Source organism: Lacticaseibacillus boliensis (assembly GCF_054784775.1).
This window is the reverse complement of record NZ_BAAIHN010000040.1, coordinates 1-21,365: the sequence shown is the minus strand read 5'-3', so window position 1 is coordinate 21,365 and position 21,365 is coordinate 1. Positions and strand designations below refer to the sequence as shown.

Here is a 21,365-nt window from a genome sequence, read left to right as displayed (position 1 = left end):
ATGGGTGTACGGACTCATAGTCGAGTTCTCCTTGTAGTTGGTCTTGTGGTGATTCCATTTTACAAGGACTCAGGCTATGAGTCTTTTCTATTTGACTAATTTGTTGCACTTGAATTGTAAATCCGTCGTTACTGAATTGCTTGGCCGTCAGATTCACTGTGACGCTTGGGACGTGGCTGTGGTTGAGCACGCGCTTGATCAAGCTGATCTGCGTGGTGGTGGGGATTTCAAAGCTATCCGGTAGCCGCCACTGGTTGCGATCGTAGGCGCGCAACAACAGTTCGTTCATGATGACCGGCTGATCAGTGGACCGTGCATCAACGATCGGCTGGGCAAAATAAGTATACGTCGGCAGCCAGTTCTCCGCTTCCCGGGCGTGTTGAGGCACCCCTTCGACGGTGATGGCATCGCGGCCGCTGTGCTTGCTTTGCGTCATGCTGGTCGTCGCCCGCTTGTACAACGGATCGACGTCTTTATCCACGGTTTGAATCTGGGACAAGCCGGCCGAGATCGTCAACATCAGCTGGTCGTCTTGATAGGAGAAGGTGTGGGTGCGAACCGTATCCCAACAGTCCAAGATGATCGGGGCGGCGATGGTGGTCGGGGTGTTGACGAAAATAATGCTGAACTCTTCGCCGCCGGCACGGAACAGATGGGACTCAGCGCTGTATTGCGCAGGCACGTGTTGCAACACCTCAACGACCTGCGACAAGATCGCGTTGGCACCGATGTGGCCATAGCGTTCGTTGACGTCGGCAAAATGATCGACATCAATCACCGCCATGGTCAGCGGCTGGCGACTTTGCTTCGCGCCTTCAAACAAACTGGCGACGTTGCGGGCATACGAGGCGTAAATATTATTGACGGTCAGATCTTCGCTGGTGGCCTGGCGAGCGACCAGCTGGCGCTGACGCGAAACGATCCAATACAAGCAGGTCAAGGCGGTCATGATCAAATACGCCCCAATGTTGAGGTAAAGATACGCGGTAGTCAACGCGACCCCGGGAGTGGTCAGCCAATAGGCGAAGGCCACATAGGCGCCGGCGGCCAGGCAATACCAAAACCGGTAGCGCAGGTCCCAACCGTGCATGCGAATGACGACCAGCAAGCCGATCAAACCGACTAGCGTCAAAAGCACCGGCAGGGTGACCAGGTTCGCCCAGTGCCCCCCAATCCAAACTACCAGCAGCGCCACACAGCGCAGCAGATATTCCCATCTGCCCAGCTGATTATCCAGCACCGGAAAGGCAATCAAAAACAGGCCGATACTCGCGTATAACCACGCATCTTGGATGCTGGTCATGCTGGTCGCCACCAACAAGCCACCCAACACCCAACTGGCCAGTGGCAAGAGACAGCGGATGGCGATCTGCTGGGCTTTTGACAGCACCGTGTTGCCGACCACCCGCTGCCAGATCCGCGAGTAGCCGATCACCAAGGCGCAGACAAAGACGATGGCAAAAACAAGTAACACAATCTGCGGAAGCAAGATTGCTGATTCAATTGTTGCAAACATTATTGCGAATTACCCCCAAAGACGCTTCACCGGGACGATTGAACTTAACGACATGCATACTAAACTAACTTTATAACCATCTGGATGATTGGACAAGGGGACAGAGAAGATATCTTATAGATATTCGCAAACCTCCGCTACAATCCTTGAGGTATGGGGCGGCACAAGAGCATTATCACGCAAAAAACACCGAGGCAAATTTGCCTCGGTGTGAGTGGTTTGACTTATTTGCTGAGCTTGCTTGCAGCAGCCTTGTCGATCATGACGGTGACATCAGCGTGCTTTTGCAAAGCAGATGCTGGCACGTCTTCGGTTGCAGGGCCTTCGATCATCTTTTGGACCGCGTCGGCTTTGTCTTCGCCGAAGGCCAAAAGCAAGATCTTCTTGCTCTTCAAGATGGAGCCGATGCCCATGGAGTAGGCGAAGGTTGGCACGTCTTCTTCTTTGTCGAAGAAGCGAGCGTTGGCGTCGATGGTGGATTGCGTTAAGGCAACCTTTTGGGTCCCACCATTGAAGTCAGAGCCTGGTTCGTTGAAGCCGATATGACCGTTGCGGCCGAGACCGAGCAACTGGATGTCGATCGGATGGTCGGCGATCACTTTGTCATAACGCTTGGTTTCTGCTTCGGCGTCTGGGTTGAGCCCGTCTGGCACGAAGGTTTCTTTGAATGGTTTGAGGTTGAATAGGTGCGTATTCATGAAGTAGCGGTAGCTCTGGTCGTTGGTTGGTGCGAGGCCAACGTATTCATCCAAGTTTACGGAAGTCATGTTGGAGAAGTCGAGATCACTGTCAGTCATGTTCTTGTACAGCGGGATCGGGGTGCTACCAGTTGCCAGCCCTAAGGTCGTGGCACCGTTAGCCATCCCCTCTTTAATAAATTCGAATGCGGCTTTGCTTGCTTCGGTACTGTTATCGAAAACTTTGACGTCCATTGAATTTTCCTCCCTCTCTTGGTCTAGTCCAATATAACACCGGTCTAGGCCAGTGTCAACACCATCCATCATCATTATATTCGCAAGCGATGGCTGGCCTCAAACTTTACGCATGGCAAAAAATACCGCACGCCTCCAACGTAGGAGTTGTGCGGTACGAGCGCGCTTAGGCGGTAAAATAAGGCGCGATGAATTTTGAAATATGATCTTGGTATGCCTGTGGGTCCACCCAGTAGCTTTCCGCATGAATGGCGTCGGGAACCAGCCACAGCGCCTTAGGACCGGCACTGGCGGCGTAATTTTGCTTGCCCATCCAAGTCGGGACGTAGACGTCTTTTTGCCCGTGGATCACCAGTAGCGGCAGGTGGTTGCGACGCAAAGCGGCTTCGACATCAACACGGCCGATGCGGAACCCAAGCCGCCGGTAGTTGATGAAACTCGCCAACGGCACCAGCGGCTTGTCCGGCATGTGAAAAAGCTTTTTCATCAAGTAGGCCAGCTCTGCGTTCAGGCTGTTGTAGCCGCAGTCTTCGACAATCGCGCGGACTTGCTTGGGCAACGTCGGCTCGCCTGCCACCAGGCTGACAGTGGCGCCGCCCATGGAGGTGCCAAACAACAACAGCTCGCAGTCGTCACCGAGATACGCGACCATTTGCCGTAGCCATTGCAGGTAATCGAGGCGATCCAGCCAACCGAAGCTGATGTAGGTGCCATCGGACTGGCCGTGGCCGCGGTCGTCGGGAAGCAATACCGAAAAGCCCATGTCGTAAAACATGTGCGCGTAGTTGCTCATCGTGATGCCGGTGCCTTTGTAGCCGTGGCCGATAATGACGGCTTTTTTGCTGTTAGGATGTTCAAGCCACAAGCCAGACAGATGCTGGTCGTCAGGCGTGTCGATGTGCCAGACGTCAGGATGTTGATTTTCCACCCAGTCGACGTGATAGTAATAGTCTGTCGCATATTTTTGCATGGCATCAGACGCGTCGGGGACGTAGTTGATACGCTTGAACGCATAGGTATAAAGTTTCTCGGCAGCCGCCAAGGTACCTGCGGTAAGCAGTAGCGGTGTCGTCATACCGATCAGGCGGCTTTTTTTCATTATGGTTACTCCTTTGGTATTGGTGTGATCGTGGTTGCGGACGGGTTTGGACGAAAGCAACTCCAGTAGGATCAATCTGTCGCTTTCACCCACACCCTAGGTTTTGCGTATGAGGGCAGTTGGATGTGTTAAGGATCAACAAGGTCGGTCCAGTTAATCGCGAATATCTTGTTTAAATCAAATGTGTTGCCAGGTGTGATTACGTTTTTGGTCTCTTGGAAATTGCCACTTCCAATGATTAGACGTTGAATGTGAGGACGGGGTGCGCGGAGACGGGAGATGGCTCAGGTGCGGCGTTGTTGTTAGCGGCTTTGCCGCTTACAACAAAGGCGTCGAAGAAGATCCACTCGGGCTTTGCCTGAGTTAGCTTCTGAGCGCCTCGCTCCGTTCCAGCCATCTTCCGTCGTAGCGCACCCCGTCCGGACCTGTACAACTAAACCAAACCTAAACACGCTTATGCTTCTGGGTTTGCAGAATCGGTGAGGTAGATGGCGCGCAGGTCGTTGAGATCGCCGTGGGTTAAGTGCAACTGCTGGGTGAGGTAGCCTTCCCAGTCGCCGTATTCCTTATCGATCAATTGACGGATCGCGTCGTAGTTGCTGGTTTCGGCTTGGTGGGAATTCATCTGGTTAACGAATTGGTTGGCACCGTGCATGAGATCAGCGTGAGCCATTTTATCAGGGGCTTCCAGCACCAGGTTCGTCAGCAGGTAGTCCTCACGGATGGTGGCTTCTGGCACCCCGAGCGCGCCTTCGATCATCATCGCGGCGACGCCGGTGCGGTCTTTGCCGGCAGTACAATGGAAAACGACGGATTCGTTGGGCTGGTCGTTACTCAGCAAGATGCTGAATAAGTGGGCGTAAACCGCGTTGGCGTGGCCGTCGGTGAGCATCTGGCAATAGGTGTCTGCCATCGAATCTGCAACACTGTTGCCACGCAACTTACGGCCGAGGCGCTTGAACAGGCCGGTTTTGTCAGTGAAGGGATAAACAGAAAGGTGCTGGAACGAAATCGTGCGTGGGATGCGATCCGGCCGCGTTTTGACTTCATCGTCGGTGCGCAGATCGACGTCAAAAATCACGCCGTAGTCTTCGAGCATCTCGCCGCCTTCTGGGCGCAGATGGCCCATAGAGCCAGAGCGCAACAGCTTGCGCCAAGCGATATATTGGCCCGAATCGGTGGCATAGCCGCCGAGTTCGCGCAGATTGATAGAGTGTGGAACAGGCAAGATACGAGCTGGTTTCATGGTAAGCCTCCGTGTTGTGATTATCCTATATTATAATATAAGATAACTCCAGAAAAACGATGAATTCGTGTAATCCGATTATTGAGAGGTCTAGGTGTTTTCAGCAGGCATCAAATTGCGTATAATAGGGATAACTAGGTCATTCATTAAGGAGATATCATGGCGGGATTGAAACTTTTCACACTGAACGGGAATAAGCCACTGGCGCAAAAAATTGCGACTGAACTCGGGTTACCATTGTCACCGGCGTCTGTGCGACATTTTGCAGATGGCGAGATTCAAATCGATCTTGATGATTCTGTACGTGGTGCGGATGTGTTCGTCATCCAGCCCGTGTCAGATCCGGTCAACGAGAACTTCATGGAACTGATGATCATGATCGATGCTTTACGGCGGGCATCGGCTCACCGCATCAACGTGGTGGTTCCTTATTACGGTTATGCGCGTGCGGATCGCAAGGCCCGTTCACGTGAACCAATCACCGCCAAGCTGGTTGCCAACTTGCTGGAGATGGATGGCATTGATCGCATTGTCACCGTCGATCTGCACGCAGACCAGCTTCAAGGCTTCTTCGATGTTCCTGTCGATCATCTCAAGACGGTCGCCTTGTTCGGACGCTATTTCCGTAACCTGCAACTTGGCGACAACACCGTGGTGGTGGCACCAGACCATTCCGGCACCAAGCATGCGCGCGAGCTGGCCGAGTTGCTCGGTTTGCCGATCGCGATCGTCGACAAGCGTGAAGCCAACGGTGAAGCTGGGGTGATCGGGGATGTTGACGGTAAGCACGCGATCGTCGTCGATGACATGATCGATACCGGCACCCGCATCAGCGATTCTGTGGCTGCCTTGCACGCCGCAGGGGCCAGAGACGTCTACGCCGCAGCTACGCACGCGGTGTTGTCCCGTGGTGCCGCAACCCGCATTGGCAAGCTGCCATTGAAGCAGATCGTGTTGACTGACACGATCGAGATGCCTGCTGAAAAGCGGCTCGACAACATGCAGATCCTTTCCGTTGGCCCGATGATTGGCCAGGCAATCCAGTTGATTGCGACCAACCAGTCGATCCACCCGTTGTTCACGCTTGATTAATTATGTTTCTAAAAATCCGGTGCTCACCGGATTTTTTTGTGGTCAAACCCTTGCGTCAGTAAGGACGACGTGCTATTATATTTAAGTCGTCAAGCGACGCAACATGGGTGGTTAGCTCAGCTGGCAGAGCAACGGACTCTTAATCCGTGGGTCCAGGGTTCGATCCCCTGACCACCCATCAGAGGTTTACCGACCGACTTCCAAATGGAGGTCGGTTTTTTTGTGCGACAAAAAGCTGGCGGTATATCTCCAGTATTCGAGGGGATACACCGCCAGCTATTACAAAGCACTTTTTGCCAAGTCGCTTAGCACCTTCCGTTGCGGCGCCGGCAAACTGCCATCTGCCTTGGGCCCGACATTCAGCAGCAACCGGCCACGCTGTGATCGGGCTTGGGCGACCATCTGCCGGACTTGCTTGGCCGAGATGAAGTCGCTGGTCCGGGCGGCGCGATTGTAGCCAAACGACAGATCCATGCCGCGGGTGATTTCGTAATAGTCCGGCGCGCCTGTCCAAATCGAGCGATATTCAAGTGTCCGATAGTCGTAAAAACGCGGCGCGGCGCTTTTGTGCGTGCGGGCCTGCCGCCAGTTGACGAAGGCGCCGCCTGCGTTGAACAGCGGGTACAAGAGACGGTGGCGTAACCAGCCGGGATAGTCGCTCCAGCGGTCGTTCACCATCCCGTCTGGAACCGTTGCGTAATAATCGGCAAACAGTTGTGGCAAGCGGGTGTCTGTTGGATAACCGATATCGCTCCACAAGATGTCTGGGCGGTAGCGGTCGATCAGCTCGTGCCATTGTGCCCAGACGTAATCGCGGTATTGCTTGCTGTGGTCGCTTCCTAACAGCATAGTGGCGGCGCTTTGGATCCGGTCGTGCTTGAACGTCCAATCCAACAAGCTGGAGTAGTAGACGCCAAACCGCATCCCGCGGGCGCGCACGGCCATGGCAAGTTGACCGATAAAATCAAAATCGAGATGGTAACCAGGCGCATGCGGGTTTTGAACCTGGGTGTCATACATGACGAATCCGTCGTGGTGTTTGGTGACCACGACCACATACTTGGCGTGTGCCGCCGCAAATGCGTTTGCCCAGGCATCGACGTCGACTTGGCGCGCCTGTTCGCCAAACTTGCGGGCAAAATCTGTGTACGACGCGTTGCCGTAATGCTCACGGTGGTAGCGCCCGGTCGGCCCGGTTGGGAACAACATACTGTTGGCGTACCATTCCGCGTAAGGTTGATGTTTGAACTGCTCGTACAGCGTCGGGTGCTTACCGGCGGCTGGTTTTGGCGCAAACGCTGGTACGCTGTACAATCCCCAGTGAATGAAGATCCCGAAGTCTGCGGCTTCAAACCAGGATGGGGCTTGAGTACGGTGAATGTTGACTTGGGTCATGTGAACGCCTCCTATGGCTAAAGCTGTGAGGATCGACAGATCAAGCGAGATGGGTAGCCTAGCGCAGTGCCGTGAAGCCGTATGTTGGCTTTGCGGGATCGCGCGTCGCTAGCTATGCTCGCGGTACCGATCTGAATGCGACGATAAAGCTGTGAGGATCGGCAGATCAATATTTTCGTGATAGCTGGGCCTCAGCATCTGCGTGCGGCATGCGGCCGGCGTTGGCTTCGGCCATTAACTGCACGTCTTTGTCGTTCAGGTGATAGAAAAATAGTGGGACGAGCGCCACCCCAGCGCCGATGGCTGGCAGTAGCTCTGCGACGATCCACAGCCCGCTCAAGGCTTCTGGCGACTGTTGGATCGCCAGTCGTTGCAAGTCAGCGAAGCTCGTCGCTTGGATCGGGGCCCAGGCGAACAGGCCGAGGACGAACAATCCCAGCGGCTGGGCGAGCGAGATCAACTTGCCGCAAAAAGACTGGATGGCAAAGGCAATCCCTCGCGCGTCGATGCCTGACGAAAATTTGGCGTACTCCACCACGTCAGGCGTGAAGGTCAGATTCAGCGTTAAGACCACGCCTTGGGGGATCGAGCGCAAGGCGATCAAGCCGAGATACAGCGGCAGACTTTTGGTCCCGCCGAGGTAAACCAGCAAGGTGGTGATGGTCAAGGCAACGGCGCTGAGGAAAAACAGCTTGAACTTGTCGATGTGCTTGAGGATGACGCCCATCAGCGGCGCCATCAAGGCCATCGGAATCGCCATGGCAATCATGGTGAGCGTCGAGATCAAAGCGCTACCGAAGAAATAATACGAAACGAACAGGTCGACGGCGCTGGAAGTCCAGGTGATCCCGGAAATAATGTAGTAAAGATAATAACGCTGCAGGTACTTGTTGACCTTGACGTACTGCCACATCTGCTTCAGCGTGTAGCGGCTATTGGCGGCGACTTGATGGACGCGCTCTTTGGCAAAAAACGATACCGGCAGCATCAACAGCAGCATGATTACAGCCAAGACGGTGGCTGTGGTCCCGAAGCTGAACCCGCCTGCTTCAGAAACCATAAACGTGGCGACCATCGAGGCGATGAAGGTCCCGACCATGGCGGCCATCCGTGCTACAGACAAGATCGCGTTGCGCTCGACGGTGTTAGTGGTCATCAAGGTGACGAGGTTGTAGATCGGGACGTCGGATGTGGTGTAGGCGGTGTCCCACAACACATAAGAAACCGCGAACCAGACGAGCTTTTGTCCGGGGCTCAAGAAGGCGGGGATGTTGAAGACGACGATCGTCATCACCGGCACGACGATCATCGCGATCCGCAGCCAAGGCAGACTGCGGCCGGACTTGAAGCGCACCTTGTCGAAAATTACGCCAAACAGCGTGTCTGAAAAAGCGTCCCAGAGCTTGACGGCGACCATCGCAAACGCGATCTGGGCCAGTTGGATGCCGTTCATCAACAGATAAGTCGTCAGCATCCCGGTCAAAAAACTCATCGCCATGCCTTGTCCGGTAAAATACGACCAGAAACTGACGCGTTCACCGGCGCCGGTTTCGTTCGTGGCTGGGGGTTGTTGTGTGGCCATGCGTCACGCCTTCTTTCCGTGATTGGCTAAGGCAACTAAGAAATCGACCATCCATAATTTGAGACTGCCGCCGCTTTGTTGCGCCAGCCGGACCAACGGCGTGTCCCAGACAATCGTGGCCAAGAACCGACCTTCCGGCGAATCTGGAGCGGTGCCGTCATTTTTTTGCATGTTGGCGATCACCATCTCGGCGACTTTGCGCGCGATCAAGGAGTGCTTGGCCAAGTCGCGTGGGATGCTGAGACGGGTGAAGGTGCCTGGTTGCGGCACGCGTGCCGGCGTCGTCGCCAAACCGCTGAGCGTACTGAAATCTTGAACGCTCGGCAAGCCGCTGGGGTGTTGATACCAAGCCGGTGCCGCGATCTGTAATGCCGGCACGGCGACGGTGAGCGGCAAAGTTGCGCTGATGTTGCGGGAGCTGGTGCCGACGAAGACGTGCCAGCCGCCGCCGGCCAGCGTGAATTGTTGCTTGGGCTCATCCCAGCGCGAAAAAGCGCGTGCCAGCAGCGTTAGCGTGATGGTTTGTTGCTCGTCGGGTTGCAACCAGACCTTACGAAAAGCGGCGAGGCTTTGCTTAGGCGTCAGCTGGGCTTGATCGTCTTGACCGACGTAGACCTGGATGACTTCTGCGCCGGCGACGTCGCCGGTGTTGCGGACGGCAAGCGTCACCTGTAGCGACTGGTCGGCCGCGGTGAATTGAGATGCCGACAGTTGCGCGTCGCTTAAGGCAAAAGCGGTGTAGCTCAGCCCAAAGCCAAACGGATAGGCGACAGGCACCTGCGCCTTGTCATAATAGCGGTAACCGACGTAGAGGCTTTCCGCATAAGGGACGGATAACGGGTCGTGGCCGTACAGTGCACTCGACGGGACGTCTTCATAGCGTAGCGGATAGGTCTCGGCCAGCTTGCCAGACGGTGAAACGGCACCAAACAACAGGCGTTCTGCCGCGGCCCCGACGGCTTCACCGCCGAGAAACAGGTTCAAAACGGCCTTGGCTTCCTGTGCCCAGGTGGTCGTGATCACAGACCCGGCGACCAGCAACACGACGACGTTGGGATTGGCGGTAGCGACTGCGTCTAACAAAGCGACTTGGTCTGCCGGTAGCGCCAATGATTTGCGGTCGGAACCTTCCGCTTCCGCGGTGGCAGGCAATCCCAGCGCGACGATGACATCATCCGCTTGGCGGGCGACGTCAACGGCTGAATTGGCGAGCGCCTGATCGCCGGTACCGGTCAGCGAATAACCCGAAGCAAAGTGGACGTCGTGTCCGGCGGCTTTCAGTCCGTCTAGAATCGAAATGCTTTGTGGCGTGGTGATGTGTGAAGAACCGGCGCCTTGGATCCGTGTCTTCTCAGCTAAGGCGCCAACGACGGCCAGTTTGCGGCCTGGTTGTAGCGGCAGGATGCCATCGTTTTTCAACAACACGGCCGCGTTTTCCTCGATTCGCTGGGCCAGGTCTGCGTGCTTGGCCAGCAAGGCGTCACGGTCGCCGGCAAAAGTCGGTCGCTCACGGTCGGCGACGGTGGCGATGTTGGTGGCGGCGCGCGTGAGATTGGTGCGGGCCAGCGTACCTTTTTTCAAGGCCTTCAGCGCCGGCTTGTCGAATAGATGCGCGGAACTTGGCATTTCGAGATCGGTGCCGGCGTTCAAGGCGGCGACCTTGTCGTTCAGCGCGCCCCAGTCGGAGATCACGGCGCCTTCAAAGCCCCACTGCTTGCGCAAGACGGTGTCGAGCAGGTAGTCGTGATCGCTCATGTAGGTGCCGTTCAGCAGGTTATAGGCAATCATCAGCGTTTCCGGTTGGCTGTTGGTGACGGCCAACCGGAAGGCTTCGAGGTACAGCTCGTGTAGTGCGGTGGCGTCGATCAGCGAATCCGAGCGCAGCCGGGCGGTTTCCTGGCTGTTGCCGGCAAAATGCTTGATTGATGCCCCGACGCCGTTAGCCTGTAGCCCTTGGATCCAAGCGGTGGCCAAGGTGCCGGCGAGTAGCGGGTCTTCAGAAAAGTACTCGAAGTTGCGCCCGCCAAGTGGATTGCGCTTGATGTTGACGCCAGGGCCGAGCACGACGTCAACGCTTAGCGACCGCGCTTCTTGCGCGATGGCGGCGCCCATTTGGTTGAGCAAAGACGGATCCCAGCTACTTGCAGAGGCGCTTGCCGTCGGAAACGCCGTGGCCGGCACGGCTTCATTGATCCCGAGGTGATCGGACGCTTGTGCTTGGTAGCGCAAGCCGTGCGGACCGTCGCTCATGCGGATTGCGGGGATGCCTGCGACGCTTTCGCTATGCCAGAAGTCCTTGCCAGACGTCAGCTTGATCGCGTCTTCGTCAGATAGTTCGCGGCGGGTGGCACCGCTGTTGATAATGATCGTCATGACTCTGCCTCCTCCATGTATTCGCTTACCTTGAGAATACCATGTTACTTCTCTTTTGTAACGAGATGACGTTTTCCGGCAACGTAAGTCTTCTTTGGGATGTGTTGGGGGATAGCGGTATAGGTCGGGTTTGGTGTGTTCCGGCCCTAGAGATGGCTGGAACGGTGCGAGGCGCTCAGAAGCTAACTCGGCTCCGCCGAGTGGATCTTCCTCGACGCCTTTGTTGTAAAGCGGCAAAGCCGCTAACAACAATGCCGCGCCTGAGCCATCTCGGGCCTCCACACACCAAACCCTGACGTTAGCGTCCGTCATCACCGGAAGTGGCAATTTCCAAGAGAGTAGAAGCGGACTGGCGGCTGACAGTACATCTAACTAAGAACGGATTAGTTATAATCAACGAGTTACCCTGATTGCCATGACATCAAATTATCCTGATACGCAGAATCTAGGGTGTGGGCGAAAGTGACGGAAGCCGGTCAATCTGACGTGGTGAGATTGCTGTTAGAGACTTGTCGCTTACAGCAAGGCGCAGGTGGAGATCCACTTCGTCGCAGACGAAGTTAGCTCCGCCGAGCACCCTCTCCACGACAGATTGAAGCCTGCTGGAGTCACTTTTACCCGCGCCCGACAGTTTACTGGTCTACCCAACGCTAAATGCTTACGCTGCCGGACAGGGTTAGTTCTGATAAGAAGTGATGCTGAACGACGGGGCAACCTATTTTTAACGCTTTCGCGGTATACTGAAGGTACGCAAGGAGGACGATTATGGCGACGGCAGATACCAAGCAGGTGCTAGCGACGGTGTTGAAACAACTGATGCAAACGACTAGTCTTGACCATATTACGATCGATAAGCTGGCGGAAGCTGCGCATATCAATCGCAATACCTTCTATTATCACTTTGCCGATATTCATTCGCTGGTGGCATGGGTGTACGAACAAGATGTGGTCGAAGCGTTGCGTAGCCGCAGTGACATCCAACATTGGCAAGAAGCGTATCAACTGATGCTGACTTACATCGCGGATCATCAGCAGTTTTGCTTGAACACGTTTCATTCGCTGAATCGCGATGTGCTAGACAATTTGTTGTATCAGCACGCCGCGGAGATGGTCGACCGCGTCGTTACCAGCATCGACGCGCAGACACCACGGCGGGTGCGCGCGGCGATCACGAATTTTTATGGCTGGGCGATCACGGCGCAGGTGACCCAGTGGCTGGTGGCAGATCTCGAAGAGTCGCAAGAGTCGATGATCCGCAAGGCCGAGTTGATGATGGACGGCACGCTGGCGCATATCATCGCACGGGGCAAAGAAGACCCCTATTTTGGCGCTGTTTGATTTACAATGAAGCCGTGGAGGTGTATTGACATGATCAGTAAAGAAGAATTACAAAAGCAACTTAAACAAACGGTAACGGAGGTGTTGGCTGCCGCCAAGCTACACCGTGGCGACTTGTTTGTGCTGGGCTGTACGACCAGCGAAGTCGTCGGCGGTACCATTGGGAAAGCGTCCAACCCTGAAGTTGGCGACTGGATTGTGACCACGCTGTTGGATATTTTGAAACCGCAGGGAATCGATCTGGCTGTGCAAGGCTGTGAGCATATCAACCGCGCCTGTGCGGTGGAACGACGGGTCGCTCTCGCGCATGGTTTTGAGATCGTGAACGTGGTGCCCGCGCTTCATGCCGGTGGGTCCTGTTCGATGGCGGCCTTCAAGCATTTCGACGAGCCAGTCGAAGTCGAACACATCACCGCGCAAGCCGGGATCGATATTGGCGACACCAGCATCGGGATGCACGTGCAGTTCGTCCAAGTTCCCGTACGGCCGACGCACACCGAGCTTGGTGGCGCGCACGTCACGGCATTGCGTTCGCGGCCTAAGTATATCGGCGGCCAGCGTGCCCAGTATCAACAATTATAATGATGATGAAGGCCTCGCTACACTAGTAGCGAGGCCTTTTTGGTTAAAACAAAAACCGCCACTTCTATGTAGAAGTGACGGTTACTATTCTGGGTGGTCAGGGGATCGAACCCTGGACCCACGGATTAAGAGTCCGTTGCTCTGCCAGCTGAGCTAACCACCCATGACTGCATTGCCATTTGACAACTTTAAAAGTATAGCACGATTGGCCGGGTCGTCGCAACACTTTTTTTATGGTTGATGAGACCTTTTTTGGACAAAACCGCCAGATTGACTAAAGCCGCAGCGACAATGATGGCGTTACCATAAGGGTGAACCCAACGAAAGGAATGATGATGATGAAGAAATTCCTAGCATTGACGACAGTGGCGATCACGATTGCCGCGGCGGCTGGCTATTACACCGCCAAGAAGATGGAACTGTTCGTGTCAGATGAACACGACTATGACGAATTCGAATCTTAGTAGGAGGGATTAGACATGATCAAGCAAAAAGCTGTGATGATCGGTGCCGGCTTGGCCAATATGGCCGCCGCCGTGTATCTGATTCAAGAAGGTCATTGGGATGGCTCTGCAATCACTTTTTATGCCATCGATGACCATGGGTCTAACGATGGCGCAGTAACCACCGACACGATCGATGAATATTGGAACAAGAATCACCCGATGGCCAACACACTGGGCTATGTCGCCCGCGGTGGCCGGATGTTGAACTATCGTACCTACGTCGATTTGATGGACTTGCTCAGCCGGATTCCTTCTGTGACCGAGCCTAACATGACCGCAGAAGAAGACACGCGCGATTTCGATGCCAAGCATCCTACCTTCGACAAGGCACGCCTGTTGCAAGGTGGCAAGGGCATCCTTGACGCCGGCAAGCTAGGTCTCGACAACAAGGACCGGCTGTTGTTGACCAAGCTGGTGATGATGCCAGATTCTGAAGAAGAAAAACTCGACAACGTTTCGATCGCCGATTACTTCAAGGATTCACCGCACATGTTCCAGACCAACTTCTGGTATATGTGGGAGACAACTTTTGCCTTCCGCACGCGGAGTTCCGTCCAAGAGCTACGTCGGTACATGCACATGATGATCTACGAGTTCACGCAGATCGAACACCTCGTTGGCGTCAACCGCACGCGCTACAACCAGTTTGAGTCGATCATGTTGCCGCTGATCAATTACTTGAAGGCCCAAAACGTCAACATCGTGTTGAACAAGCGCGTCACCGCGATGCAATTCAAGGAAACAACAATGGGCGACGAGATTACCGTCACCGGCTTGACGATGGTCGATACCCAAACCGACGAAGAAGAACACGTCGACCTCCCAGACGACACCGGTGTGATCTTCACCAACGGGTCGATCACCGATTCCGCCACGCAAGGCGACATGGACCACGCCGCACCTGAGAATCCAGACTACGGCGCCGCCGCTGGCTTGTGGAAGCAAGTCGCCGGCCAGTTCTATAATCTGGGCAATCCCGACAAGTTTTTCGCAGATCGCGATGCGTCCGAGTGGGTCTCCTTCACGCTGACGTCCAAAGATCACCTGTTGCTCAACGAAATCGCCCGCATTACCACGCAGGTTCCCGGCAACGCCTTGAATTCGTTCTTGTCGACACATGCCATCACACCGCTTGGGCAACCAGACGTCAACATGTCGATTGTTGTCCACCACCAGCCACATTTCACTACCCAAAAGCCAAACGAAACCGTGCTGTGGGGATACTTCTTGTATCCACGGCGGCGTGGCGAGTTCATCGATAAGCCATATATCGAGATGACTGGCCGAGAAATGGCAGAAGAACTGATTGGCCAGCTGTCCAAGGTCGATCCAGGCCCAGTCAACATCATGACGAAAAAAGACGCGATCATGGCCGCCATCGTCAACAACATCCCAGTCTACATGCCGTATGCGTCCGCGCTGTTTAACAACCGCGCCAAGGCTGACCGGCCAAAGGTGATCCCGGCACATTCAACAAATCTTGCCTTCACCGGTGAGTTCGTCGAGCAGCCGTATCAGATGATCTTCACCGAGCAATCCGCCGTCCGTTCCGGCGAGATCGCTGCTTATCATTTTGCCGGCATCCCAATGAGCAAGCTGGTTAAGACGCCTCGCTACGACAAAGACCTCAAGACATTGGCCAAAGCCACCAAGAAGATGTTCAGCTAGAGACGATCTGACGTTGTCCGGCAGCGTAAGTGTGTAGTTGGCTGTAGACCAATCGCGGTCGGGTGCGGGCGAAAGTGACTCCGGCAGGCTTCAATCTGTTGTGGAGAGGGTTCGGCTTCGCTAACTTCGTCTGCGACGAAGTGGATCTCCACCTGCGCCTTGCTGTAAGCGACAAGTCGCTAACAGCAATCTCACCACGTCAGATTGACCTGCTTCCGTCACTTTCGCCCACACCCTATATTCTGCGTATCAGGATAGCTTGATGTCATGGCCACTCGGGTCAACTCGTTGATTATAACTGATCCGTTCTTAGTTAGATGTACTGTCAGCCACTAGTCCATTTCTACTCTCTTAGAAATTGCCACTTCTGGTGACGAGTGACGCTAACGTCAGGGTTTGGGGTGTGGAGGCCCGAGATGGCTCAGGCGCGGCATTGTTGTTAGCGGCTTGCCGCTTACAACAAAGGCGTCGAGGAAGATCCACTCGTAGCGTAGCGGAGAGTTAGCTTCCGAGCGCCTCGCACCGTTCCAGCCATCTCTAGGGCCGGAACACACCAAACCCGACTTATACCACTATCTCAAACACATCCCAAAGAAGACTGACGCTGCCGGACATCTTCCGTATAAACGCAAAAAAGTACCACCAACGAATTGCGATTCGCTGGTGGTATTTTTGATGTTAAAGCAGATGTTCCAAGCCGACGACTAGCGTATCGAGGGTCTGGACTTTGGCGATGGCGACGGCGACGCCGGACATGAAGGACTCGCGATCGAAGGAATCTTGGCGGATCGTCAAGGCTTCACCAGGCGCTCCGAAAAGGACTTGCTCGTGGGCGACATAGCCTGGCAAGCGTACGGCGTGGACAGGCACGCCGTCGATCTTTTCGCCGTGAGCCGGGTCGTCAGTGGTCGGGCGTGGCGCGGTTTGGCGGGCCTGGGCGATCATCTGAGCGGTCGCTTTGGCGGTGCCAGAAGGGGCGTCGAGCTTGTCTTCGTGGTGCATCTCGATGACTTCTGCGTCCGGGAAATACTTGGCAGCCTGGGCGGCAAACTGCATCAACAGCACCGCAGAGATCCCGAAGTTCGGGGCGATCAAGCCGCCAATGTGTTTGGCGGTTGCCAAGTCGATAAGCCGGGATTGGTCATCGGCGGCCATGCCACTGGTGCCGACGACCGGATGCATGCCGGCATTGATGGCGGCTTCGATGTTTGCAGCGACTGCTTTTGGGGTAGTAAAGTCGACCCAAACATCGGCGACGCCGGGTTCGATCTCGTCATAGGTCGACCAGGTTTTCACTGCCGGGTCTAAGCCATATTGGACAGGATCGATATCGGTGACAACGGGATTGAAAATAGCGGTGAGCTTGAAGTCGTCGTGCTTTTTGAGCATGTTGACGACTTTTTGCCCCATGGCGCCGGGAAAACCGGCGACGAGTACATTGATCATTAAGCGTGGACCTCCTGAGATAAATCGGTGAGTACGTGCAGGCTGAGCTTTTGGGCCAAGTCTTGTTCTTGAGACGCGGTCAGCGGCAACAGTGGCAAGCGCGGCGCGCCAACGGCAAAACCAGCGGCGTTCAAGGCTGCCTTGGTTGGTGCTGGTGACGGCCAGGCGAACAAGGCGGCCATCTTTGGCAACAAGTCGCGTTGCAGTTGCGCGGTGGTGGTCAGATCACCGTGGCGTAAGGCGTCCAGCGCCTGGCGCATCTCGGCGCAGTACAGGTGGCTGGCGACTGAGATCACGCCGGCGCCGCCGAGCGTCTGCACTTGGATGAATTGTGCGTCTTCACCAGTCCAAACGTGAAAATCATCAGGCGTCGCGTCGATCATGGCGGCGAAGGTATTCAGATCGCCGCACTGCTTGATGCCAGCGATATTCGGATGCTTGGCAAGCGTGGCGACGGTGGCGGCTTGCATGTCGACGCCGGTGCGTCCAGGGATATTGTAGATCACCACAGGCTTGCTGGCGGCGTCTGCGATCGCAGTGAAGTGGGCAATCATCCCGTCTTGGTTAGGCTTGTTGTAGTATGGCACGACCGCCAGCAAGCCGTTGACGCCATCGATGGCGCTGGCTTGTTGGGCGGCAACAATGCTTTGGCGGGTGTTGTTGTTGCCGACGTTGGCGATGATCGTCGCGCGACCGGCAACGATGTCTGCGAAGCGTGAGAACAACTCAAGACGTTCGTCTGCGGTCAGCGTCGGGGATTCACCGGTTGTTCCGCCGATTACAAAACCGTCGCTGCCTTGAGCCAGCAAGTGCTCGGTCAAGTTTGCCAAAACGGTGTAATCAATATGATCTTCCTTGTCAAAAGGCGTGACAATCGCCGTGATCAATTCTGCGTTTAACATCGTGAGATCCTTCTTTCATCGTAATCGACGTTTATTCCGCCATGCGGCTGGTCAAAAAGCCGGTGATGGCATCGACGCCGGGTTGTAAGGCTGCTTCGTCAGGATTGAGGGCAGCGGAATGCAATTCGTGTGTGTCATTGACCCCCAGCCAAAACATCGTGCCGGGAATCTTATTCAATAGGTAACCGAAGTCTTCACCAGTCATCACCCCGGGCGTGTCGATGAACTGGACTGACGGCGTGTTTTGCATGTAGGTGATGAAGCGGCGGGTGGTTTCGGGGTTGTTTTCGACGGGGTAGTAGCCGCCTTGATTGAGTTCGAGGTTGACCTTGCAGTCGAAGCTTTCAGCGACACCGGCGGCGACTTGGCGCAGGCGGTTTTGCAGATAAGCAATCGCTTCTTGAGTAAAGCCGCGCAGGGTGCCTTCGATGCGGGCGTGATCAGCGATTACGTTACGGATTGTGCCGGCTTGGAACTTGCCTAGCGTGATGACGGCGCTGTCGGTAGGGGCGATGTTGCGCGCGACGATGCTTTGCACCTGGGTGACGAAGTAGGCGGCGGCGACAACCGCGTCGTTAGCGTTTTGTGGGAAGGCGGCGTGGCCGCCTTGGCCGATCACGTCGACGTTGATCTCGGTGGTGCCGGCAAACAAGGTGCCCATGGTGGTGCCGATCGCGCCTGCCGGCAAATCCGGACGGTCGTGGAGGCCGTAGAATTCATCGACATGCCAGTCGCCGGAGAAGACACCGGCATCGTAAGCGCGCTTGCCGCCGTATTCTGCTTCTTCTGCCGGTTGGAAGAAGAAGATCAGGTTGTCTTGCGGCTGGTGTTCAGCGAAGTAGGCCAAGACGCCCAAGGCGACAGTCATGTGCATGTCGTGCCCGCAGGCGTGGGTGACGCCGGGATGCTCGGAAGCAAAAGGTAAGCCGGTAGCTTCAGTGACCGGCAAGGCGTCGATGTCGGCGCGATAACCGAGGTTGCGCTTCGGGGCACTGCCGACAACGCGAACGAGCAGTGCCGTTGGCAGGCTGTCCAGCTCGCGGATGGTCAAAAAGTCTTGCGGCAAGGTCGCCACGACTTGTTTCAGGTACGCATGCGTCTGGGTTTCGTGTAGCGCCAGCTCAGGGATTTGATGCAGGTGCCGGCGGACGGCGATCAGGTCTAACATAGGCTCACAGCTTCCGTAAAGCGTCGACCAAGGCGGTCTTGTCGCGGGTCTGGTCGTTGGCGACCTTGATGACCTTGGCAGGCACACCGGCGACGACGCTGTTGGCAGGGACGTCTTCGATCACGACGGCACCAGCGGCAACGACGGCGCCTTCACCGATCTGCACGCCTTCGAGAACGACGGCGTTGGCGCCGATCATGACGTTATCGCCGATGCGGACAGGTTCTGCGCTGGCGGGTTCGATCACACCGGCGAGCACGGTGCCAGCACCGATGTGGCAGTGCTTGCCAACTTGGGCACGGCCGCCGAGGACGGCGCCCATGTCGATCATTGACCCTTCACCGATTTCAGCGCCAATGTTGATGATGGCGCCCATCATGATCACGGCGTTGTCACCGATGGCAACTTGGTCGCGGATGATGGCACCGGGTTCGATACGGGCGTTGAACTTACGAATGTCAAGCATTGGTACGCCGGTGTTGCGGCCGGCGGCTTCAACGTAAGAATCGGTGATGCTGTCAGCGTTGGCTTCTAAGACGGGTTGGATCTCTGCCCAGTCCCCGATGACGGTACCTTGATGCTTACAATAGAAGGTATGCACGCTTTCTGGAAAAGCCAGCTTGGTCAGGTCGCCTTTGAGGTAGACCTTGACGGGGGTGGTTTTCTTCGAGTTGGCGATGGTGTTGATAACGGTTTGGGTGTCTAAAGTTGGCATAAGTATTTATCCTTTCCTTATTAAAGGCAGTATCATGATTGTGGTTTATTCATAGCTTAAATCATTTTGGGTCAGATCGGCATATGATTCGCGGCGGACGACCAATTTTGCTTGACCGTCTTCTGCAAAAACGACTGCCGGGCGTGGGTTGCGGTTGTAGTTCGACGCCATCGAGTAGCCGTAAGCGCCGGTCGCCTTGACCGCGATCACGTCGCCGGCCTTGGTTTCTGGCAGGTGGGCGTGATCGATCAAGATGTCGCCTGACTCGCAATATTTGCCGACCAGATGGACGTCTTCGGTCGCCTCAGCGTCAGGCGTGGCGGCTTTGACCGCTTCGTATTCTGCCTGATAAAGTGCCGGGCGGAGATTGTCGCCCATACCACCATCAACGGCGACATAAGGACGCAAGCCCGGTACCCGCTTTTGGCTACCGACGGTGTAAAGCTGGTAGCCTGCAGGCCCGACGATCGAGCGTCCCGGTTCGATCCACACCGCCGGTAAGGCGAATGGCAAATCGAGGCCGCGCAAGGTTTTCAAGATGGCTTCAACGAAGTCTTCAGCAGGTAGCGGCGAATCTTCTTTGGTGTAGCGAATCCCGAAGCCGCCACCGACGTTGAGCACCTGAGGCGTAAAGTTCAGTTCATCGTGCCAAGTCGTCAGGATGCTGGCGAGCTTGTTGGTTGCTCCAATGAAACCTTCAACTGAGAAAATCTGGCTGCCGATGTGGGCGTGGATCCCTAATAAGTTGAACTGAGGATTGGCCAGCGCTTGCTTTGCCGCTTGCAGTGCCTGCCCGGAGTCGACGTCGAACCCGAATTTGCTGTCGACCTGGCCGGTGGAGATGTAAGCGTGGGTGTGAGCGGAGATGCCTGGCGTGACCCGCAGCAAGATGTCTTGGTGGCGATCGGGCTCGGCTTTCAGGAGGTCACCGAGCAACTGCAGTTCGTAGAAGTTGTCGACGATGATGGTGCCGACGCCTGCGGCCAAGGCTTCTTCCAATTCTTGGCGGGACTTGTTGTTGCCATGGAAGGAGACGTTTGCCATGGGAAAATGTGCCTGGCGGGCGGTGTACAGCTCGCCGCCGGAAACGACGTCGACGTGGCAGCCTTCTTGGGCGGCGACTTGGTACATGGCGATCGTCGCGAAGGCCTTGCTGGCGTAGCTCACCGCGTAGTCGAAGTGTTGTTGTTCAAACACGCGCTTGAAGGCTTGGATCTGGGCGCGGATCGCGCCGACATCATAAACATACAGTGGCGTTTGGAAATTCTGGGCGAGAGTCAAGGCATCGACGCCGCCGATGGTCAAGTGACCGGCTTGATTTGTAAGGTTAGACATATGGCATGCTCCTTTGATTGACAGAAATAAAAAATGGGACCCGTTGCTTTGGCATCTACCAAAACAAAGAGTCCCGCATGGGTTCGGTCTGTTTGGATAGCGCCCCGCTGCTATTATCAGCGACAGTGTAGCCGCTTTTCGCGTCTACCCCAACAACCTGCGCTTCCACCACGCCGGCGTTTCGGCGACCGTCCCTTTCCGTCAATGTCTTTGCAGCGTGGACTGCTCGATCGGCGTACTCTTGTTGGTCGCAACCTCTATCTCATTTATCACGAGTTTATAATAAAAGCGGGCTAACGTCAAATTTAATTTCGTGAATTCTTTTGTGACGAATTGTCAACTCAAGTGCAACTTTTTACCCATGAAGACTTCTGATGGCGTCTTCCAGCCTAAGACCTTGCGTGGTCGATTATTCAGTTGTTCAATGTAAGTCTCAATTTCCTGGTCGCTCTGAAGGTCTAGGTCTGTGT

General features: G+C 55.5%; 17 protein-coding genes, 2 tRNA genes, 1 pseudogene and 1 riboswitch. Of the genes and pseudogenes, 6 read left to right on the top strand and 14 right to left on the bottom strand.

What is annotated here, in order from left to right; all coding sequences use genetic code 11:
- The 4 genes from ACYVRB_RS12560 to ACYVRB_RS12545 all read right to left on the bottom strand — a co-directional run.
- On the bottom strand, nt 1–1,516 hold a 1,516-nt coding region (locus ACYVRB_RS12560), incomplete at its 3' end, for a GGDEF domain-containing protein (RefSeq protein WP_461215805.1).
- A gap of 224 nt (nt 1,517–1,740) precedes the next feature.
- Nucleotides 1,741–2,448, bottom strand: coding sequence for a glucosamine-6-phosphate deaminase (locus ACYVRB_RS12555; RefSeq protein WP_461215803.1), 708 nt, complete (start codon nt 2,446–2,448; stop codon nt 1,741–1,743).
- A gap of 166 nt (nt 2,449–2,614) precedes the next feature.
- Entirely contained in the window at nt 2,615–3,547 is a 933-nt protein-coding gene (locus ACYVRB_RS12550; protein ID WP_461215802.1) for an alpha/beta hydrolase, read from the bottom strand.
- A 454-nt stretch (nt 3,548–4,001) separates the two neighbouring features.
- Nucleotides 4,002–4,793 (bottom strand): tyrosine-protein phosphatase, encoded by a 792-nt coding sequence (locus ACYVRB_RS12545; protein WP_461215801.1) that lies wholly within the window; start codon nt 4,791–4,793, stop codon nt 4,002–4,004.
- Nucleotides 4,794–4,952: 159 nt separating this feature from the next.
- On the opposite strand from ACYVRB_RS12545, the gene ACYVRB_RS12540 reads away from it, so the two are divergent.
- Both ACYVRB_RS12540 and ACYVRB_RS12535 read left to right on the top strand, forming a co-directional pair.
- A complete protein-coding gene (locus ACYVRB_RS12540; RefSeq protein WP_461215799.1) occupies nt 4,953–5,885 on the top strand; it encodes a ribose-phosphate diphosphokinase in 933 nt (310 codons plus the stop codon).
- A gap of 105 nt (nt 5,886–5,990) precedes the next feature.
- Nucleotides 5,991–6,063 (top strand) — tRNA-Lys (locus tag ACYVRB_RS12535).
- Between the two features lie 101 nt (nt 6,064–6,164).
- Here ACYVRB_RS12535 and ACYVRB_RS12530 read toward each other — a convergent pair.
- The 3 genes from ACYVRB_RS12530 to ACYVRB_RS12520 all read right to left on the bottom strand — a co-directional run bounded on the left by ACYVRB_RS12530 (nt 6,165) and on the right by ACYVRB_RS12520 (nt 11,235).
- The gene (locus tag ACYVRB_RS12530; protein WP_461215798.1) at nt 6,165–7,280 is read right to left on the bottom strand and encodes an alpha-L-fucosidase; all 1,116 of its coding nucleotides are present in this window, start codon (nt 7,278–7,280) and stop codon (nt 6,165–6,167) included.
- Nucleotides 7,281–7,446: 166 nt separating this feature from the next.
- Nucleotides 7,447–8,862 carry an MFS transporter gene (locus ACYVRB_RS12525; RefSeq protein WP_461215796.1) on the bottom strand — a complete coding sequence of 472 codons (1,416 nt, stop codon included), beginning with the start codon at nt 8,860–8,862 and terminating at the stop codon, nt 7,447–7,449.
- A gap of 3 nt (nt 8,863–8,865) precedes the next feature.
- Complete coding sequence (locus ACYVRB_RS12520) at nt 8,866–11,235, bottom strand: glycoside hydrolase family 3 C-terminal domain-containing protein (RefSeq protein ID WP_461215794.1); 2,370 nt, start codon at nt 11,233–11,235, stop codon at nt 8,866–8,868.
- Nucleotides 11,236–12,000: 765 nt separating this feature from the next.
- On the opposite strand from ACYVRB_RS12520, the gene ACYVRB_RS12515 reads away from it, so the two are divergent.
- Together ACYVRB_RS12515 and ACYVRB_RS12510 are read left to right on the top strand one after the other, a co-directional pair.
- On the top strand, nt 12,001–12,573 hold the full coding sequence (locus ACYVRB_RS12515) for a TetR/AcrR family transcriptional regulator (protein ID WP_461215792.1): 573 nt from the start codon (nt 12,001–12,003) through the stop codon (nt 12,571–12,573).
- A gap of 30 nt (nt 12,574–12,603) precedes the next feature.
- Complete coding sequence (locus tag ACYVRB_RS12510) at nt 12,604–13,155, top strand: TIGR01440 family protein (protein ID WP_461215790.1); 552 nt, start codon at nt 12,604–12,606, stop codon at nt 13,153–13,155.
- A gap of 90 nt (nt 13,156–13,245) precedes the next feature.
- On the opposite strand, the gene ACYVRB_RS12505 is transcribed toward ACYVRB_RS12510, so the two are convergent.
- Nucleotides 13,246–13,318 (bottom strand) — tRNA-Lys (locus tag ACYVRB_RS12505).
- Between the two features lie 175 nt (nt 13,319–13,493).
- Here ACYVRB_RS12505 and ACYVRB_RS12500 point away from each other — a divergent pair.
- Nucleotides 13,494–13,619, top strand: a complete 126-nt coding sequence (locus ACYVRB_RS12500; RefSeq protein WP_461215788.1) for a hypothetical protein — start codon at nt 13,494–13,496, stop codon at nt 13,617–13,619.
- Between the two features lie 15 nt (nt 13,620–13,634).
- The gene (locus tag ACYVRB_RS12495) at nt 13,635–15,329 is read left to right on the top strand and encodes an oleate hydratase (protein WP_461215787.1); all 1,695 of its coding nucleotides are present in this window, start codon (nt 13,635–13,637) and stop codon (nt 15,327–15,329) included.
- Nucleotides 15,330–16,007: 678 nt separating this feature from the next.
- Here the strand turns inward: ACYVRB_RS12495 and dapB are convergent.
- The 6 genes and pseudogenes from dapB to ACYVRB_RS12465 form a co-directional block, all read right to left on the bottom strand.
- Entirely contained in the window at nt 16,008–16,775 is a 768-nt protein-coding gene (gene dapB / locus ACYVRB_RS12490; RefSeq protein WP_461215786.1) for a 4-hydroxy-tetrahydrodipicolinate reductase, read from the bottom strand.
- Nucleotides 16,775–17,677 (bottom strand): 4-hydroxy-tetrahydrodipicolinate synthase, encoded by a 903-nt coding sequence (gene dapA / locus ACYVRB_RS12485; protein ID WP_461215784.1) that lies wholly within the window; start codon nt 17,675–17,677, stop codon nt 16,775–16,777. Before dapA ends, dapB begins: the two co-directional genes overlap by 1 nt.
- A gap of 31 nt (nt 17,678–17,708) precedes the next feature.
- Entirely contained in the window at nt 17,709–18,845 is a 1,137-nt protein-coding gene (locus tag ACYVRB_RS12480; protein ID WP_461215783.1) for an N-acetyldiaminopimelate deacetylase, read from the bottom strand.
- A 4-nt stretch (nt 18,846–18,849) separates the two neighbouring features.
- Nucleotides 18,850–19,560, bottom strand: coding sequence for a 2,3,4,5-tetrahydropyridine-2,6-dicarboxylate N-acetyltransferase (gene dapD / locus ACYVRB_RS12475; RefSeq protein WP_461215781.1), 711 nt, complete (start codon nt 19,558–19,560; stop codon nt 18,850–18,852).
- Nucleotides 19,561–19,605: 45 nt separating this feature from the next.
- Nucleotides 19,606–20,895 carry a diaminopimelate decarboxylase gene (gene lysA, locus ACYVRB_RS12470; protein WP_461215779.1) on the bottom strand — a complete coding sequence of 430 codons (1,290 nt, stop codon included), beginning with the start codon at nt 20,893–20,895 and terminating at the stop codon, nt 19,606–19,608.
- 89 nt (nt 20,896–20,984) lie between these two features.
- A riboswitch (Lysine riboswitch) is annotated at nt 20,985–21,163 on the bottom strand.
- 68 nt (nt 21,164–21,231) lie between these two features.
- Nucleotides 21,232–21,365 (bottom strand): annotated as a pseudogene (locus ACYVRB_RS12465) (IS30 family transposase); the annotation flags it as partial.

What these genes read in the sequence shown, in the direction of transcription:
- ACYVRB_RS12515 (WP_461215792.1), top strand. Translation starts at nt 12,001, where the DNA reads ATGGCGACGGCAGATACCAAGCAGGTGCTAGCGACGGTGTTGAAACAA.
- ACYVRB_RS12510 (WP_461215790.1), top strand. Translation starts at nt 12,604, where the DNA reads ATGATCAGTAAAGAAGAATTACAAAAGCAACTTAAACAAACGGTAACG.
- dapD (WP_461215781.1), bottom strand. Translation starts at nt 19,560, where the DNA reads ATGCCAACTTTAGACACCCAAACCGTTATCAACACCATCGCCAACTCG.
- ACYVRB_RS12540 (WP_461215799.1), top strand. Translation starts at nt 4,953, where the DNA reads ATGGCGGGATTGAAACTTTTCACACTGAACGGGAATAAGCCACTGGCG.
- ACYVRB_RS12520 (WP_461215794.1), bottom strand. Translation starts at nt 11,235, where the DNA reads ATGACGATCATTATCAACAGCGGTGCCACCCGCCGCGAACTATCTGAC.
- dapB (WP_461215786.1), bottom strand. Translation starts at nt 16,775, where the DNA reads ATGATCAATGTACTCGTCGCCGGTTTTCCCGGCGCCATGGGGCAAAAA.
- ACYVRB_RS12495 (WP_461215787.1), top strand. Translation starts at nt 13,635, where the DNA reads ATGATCAAGCAAAAAGCTGTGATGATCGGTGCCGGCTTGGCCAATATG.
- ACYVRB_RS12545 (WP_461215801.1), bottom strand. Translation starts at nt 4,793, where the DNA reads ATGAAACCAGCTCGTATCTTGCCTGTTCCACACTCTATCAATCTGCGC.
- ACYVRB_RS12500 (WP_461215788.1), top strand. Translation starts at nt 13,494, where the DNA reads ATGAAGAAATTCCTAGCATTGACGACAGTGGCGATCACGATTGCCGCG.
- ACYVRB_RS12530 (WP_461215798.1), bottom strand. Translation starts at nt 7,280, where the DNA reads ATGACCCAAGTCAACATTCACCGTACTCAAGCCCCATCCTGGTTTGAA.
- ACYVRB_RS12550 (WP_461215802.1), bottom strand. Translation starts at nt 3,547, where the DNA reads ATGAAAAAAAGCCGCCTGATCGGTATGACGACACCGCTACTGCTTACC.
- ACYVRB_RS12555 (WP_461215803.1), bottom strand. Translation starts at nt 2,448, where the DNA reads ATGGACGTCAAAGTTTTCGATAACAGTACCGAAGCAAGCAAAGCCGCA.
- dapA (WP_461215784.1), bottom strand. Translation starts at nt 17,677, where the DNA reads ATGTTAAACGCAGAATTGATCACGGCGATTGTCACGCCTTTTGACAAG.
- lysA (WP_461215779.1), bottom strand. Translation starts at nt 20,895, where the DNA reads ATGTCTAACCTTACAAATCAAGCCGGTCACTTGACCATCGGCGGCGTC.
- ACYVRB_RS12480 (WP_461215783.1), bottom strand. Translation starts at nt 18,845, where the DNA reads ATGTTAGACCTGATCGCCGTCCGCCGGCACCTGCATCAAATCCCTGAG.
- ACYVRB_RS12525 (WP_461215796.1), bottom strand. Translation starts at nt 8,862, where the DNA reads ATGGCCACACAACAACCCCCAGCCACGAACGAAACCGGCGCCGGTGAA.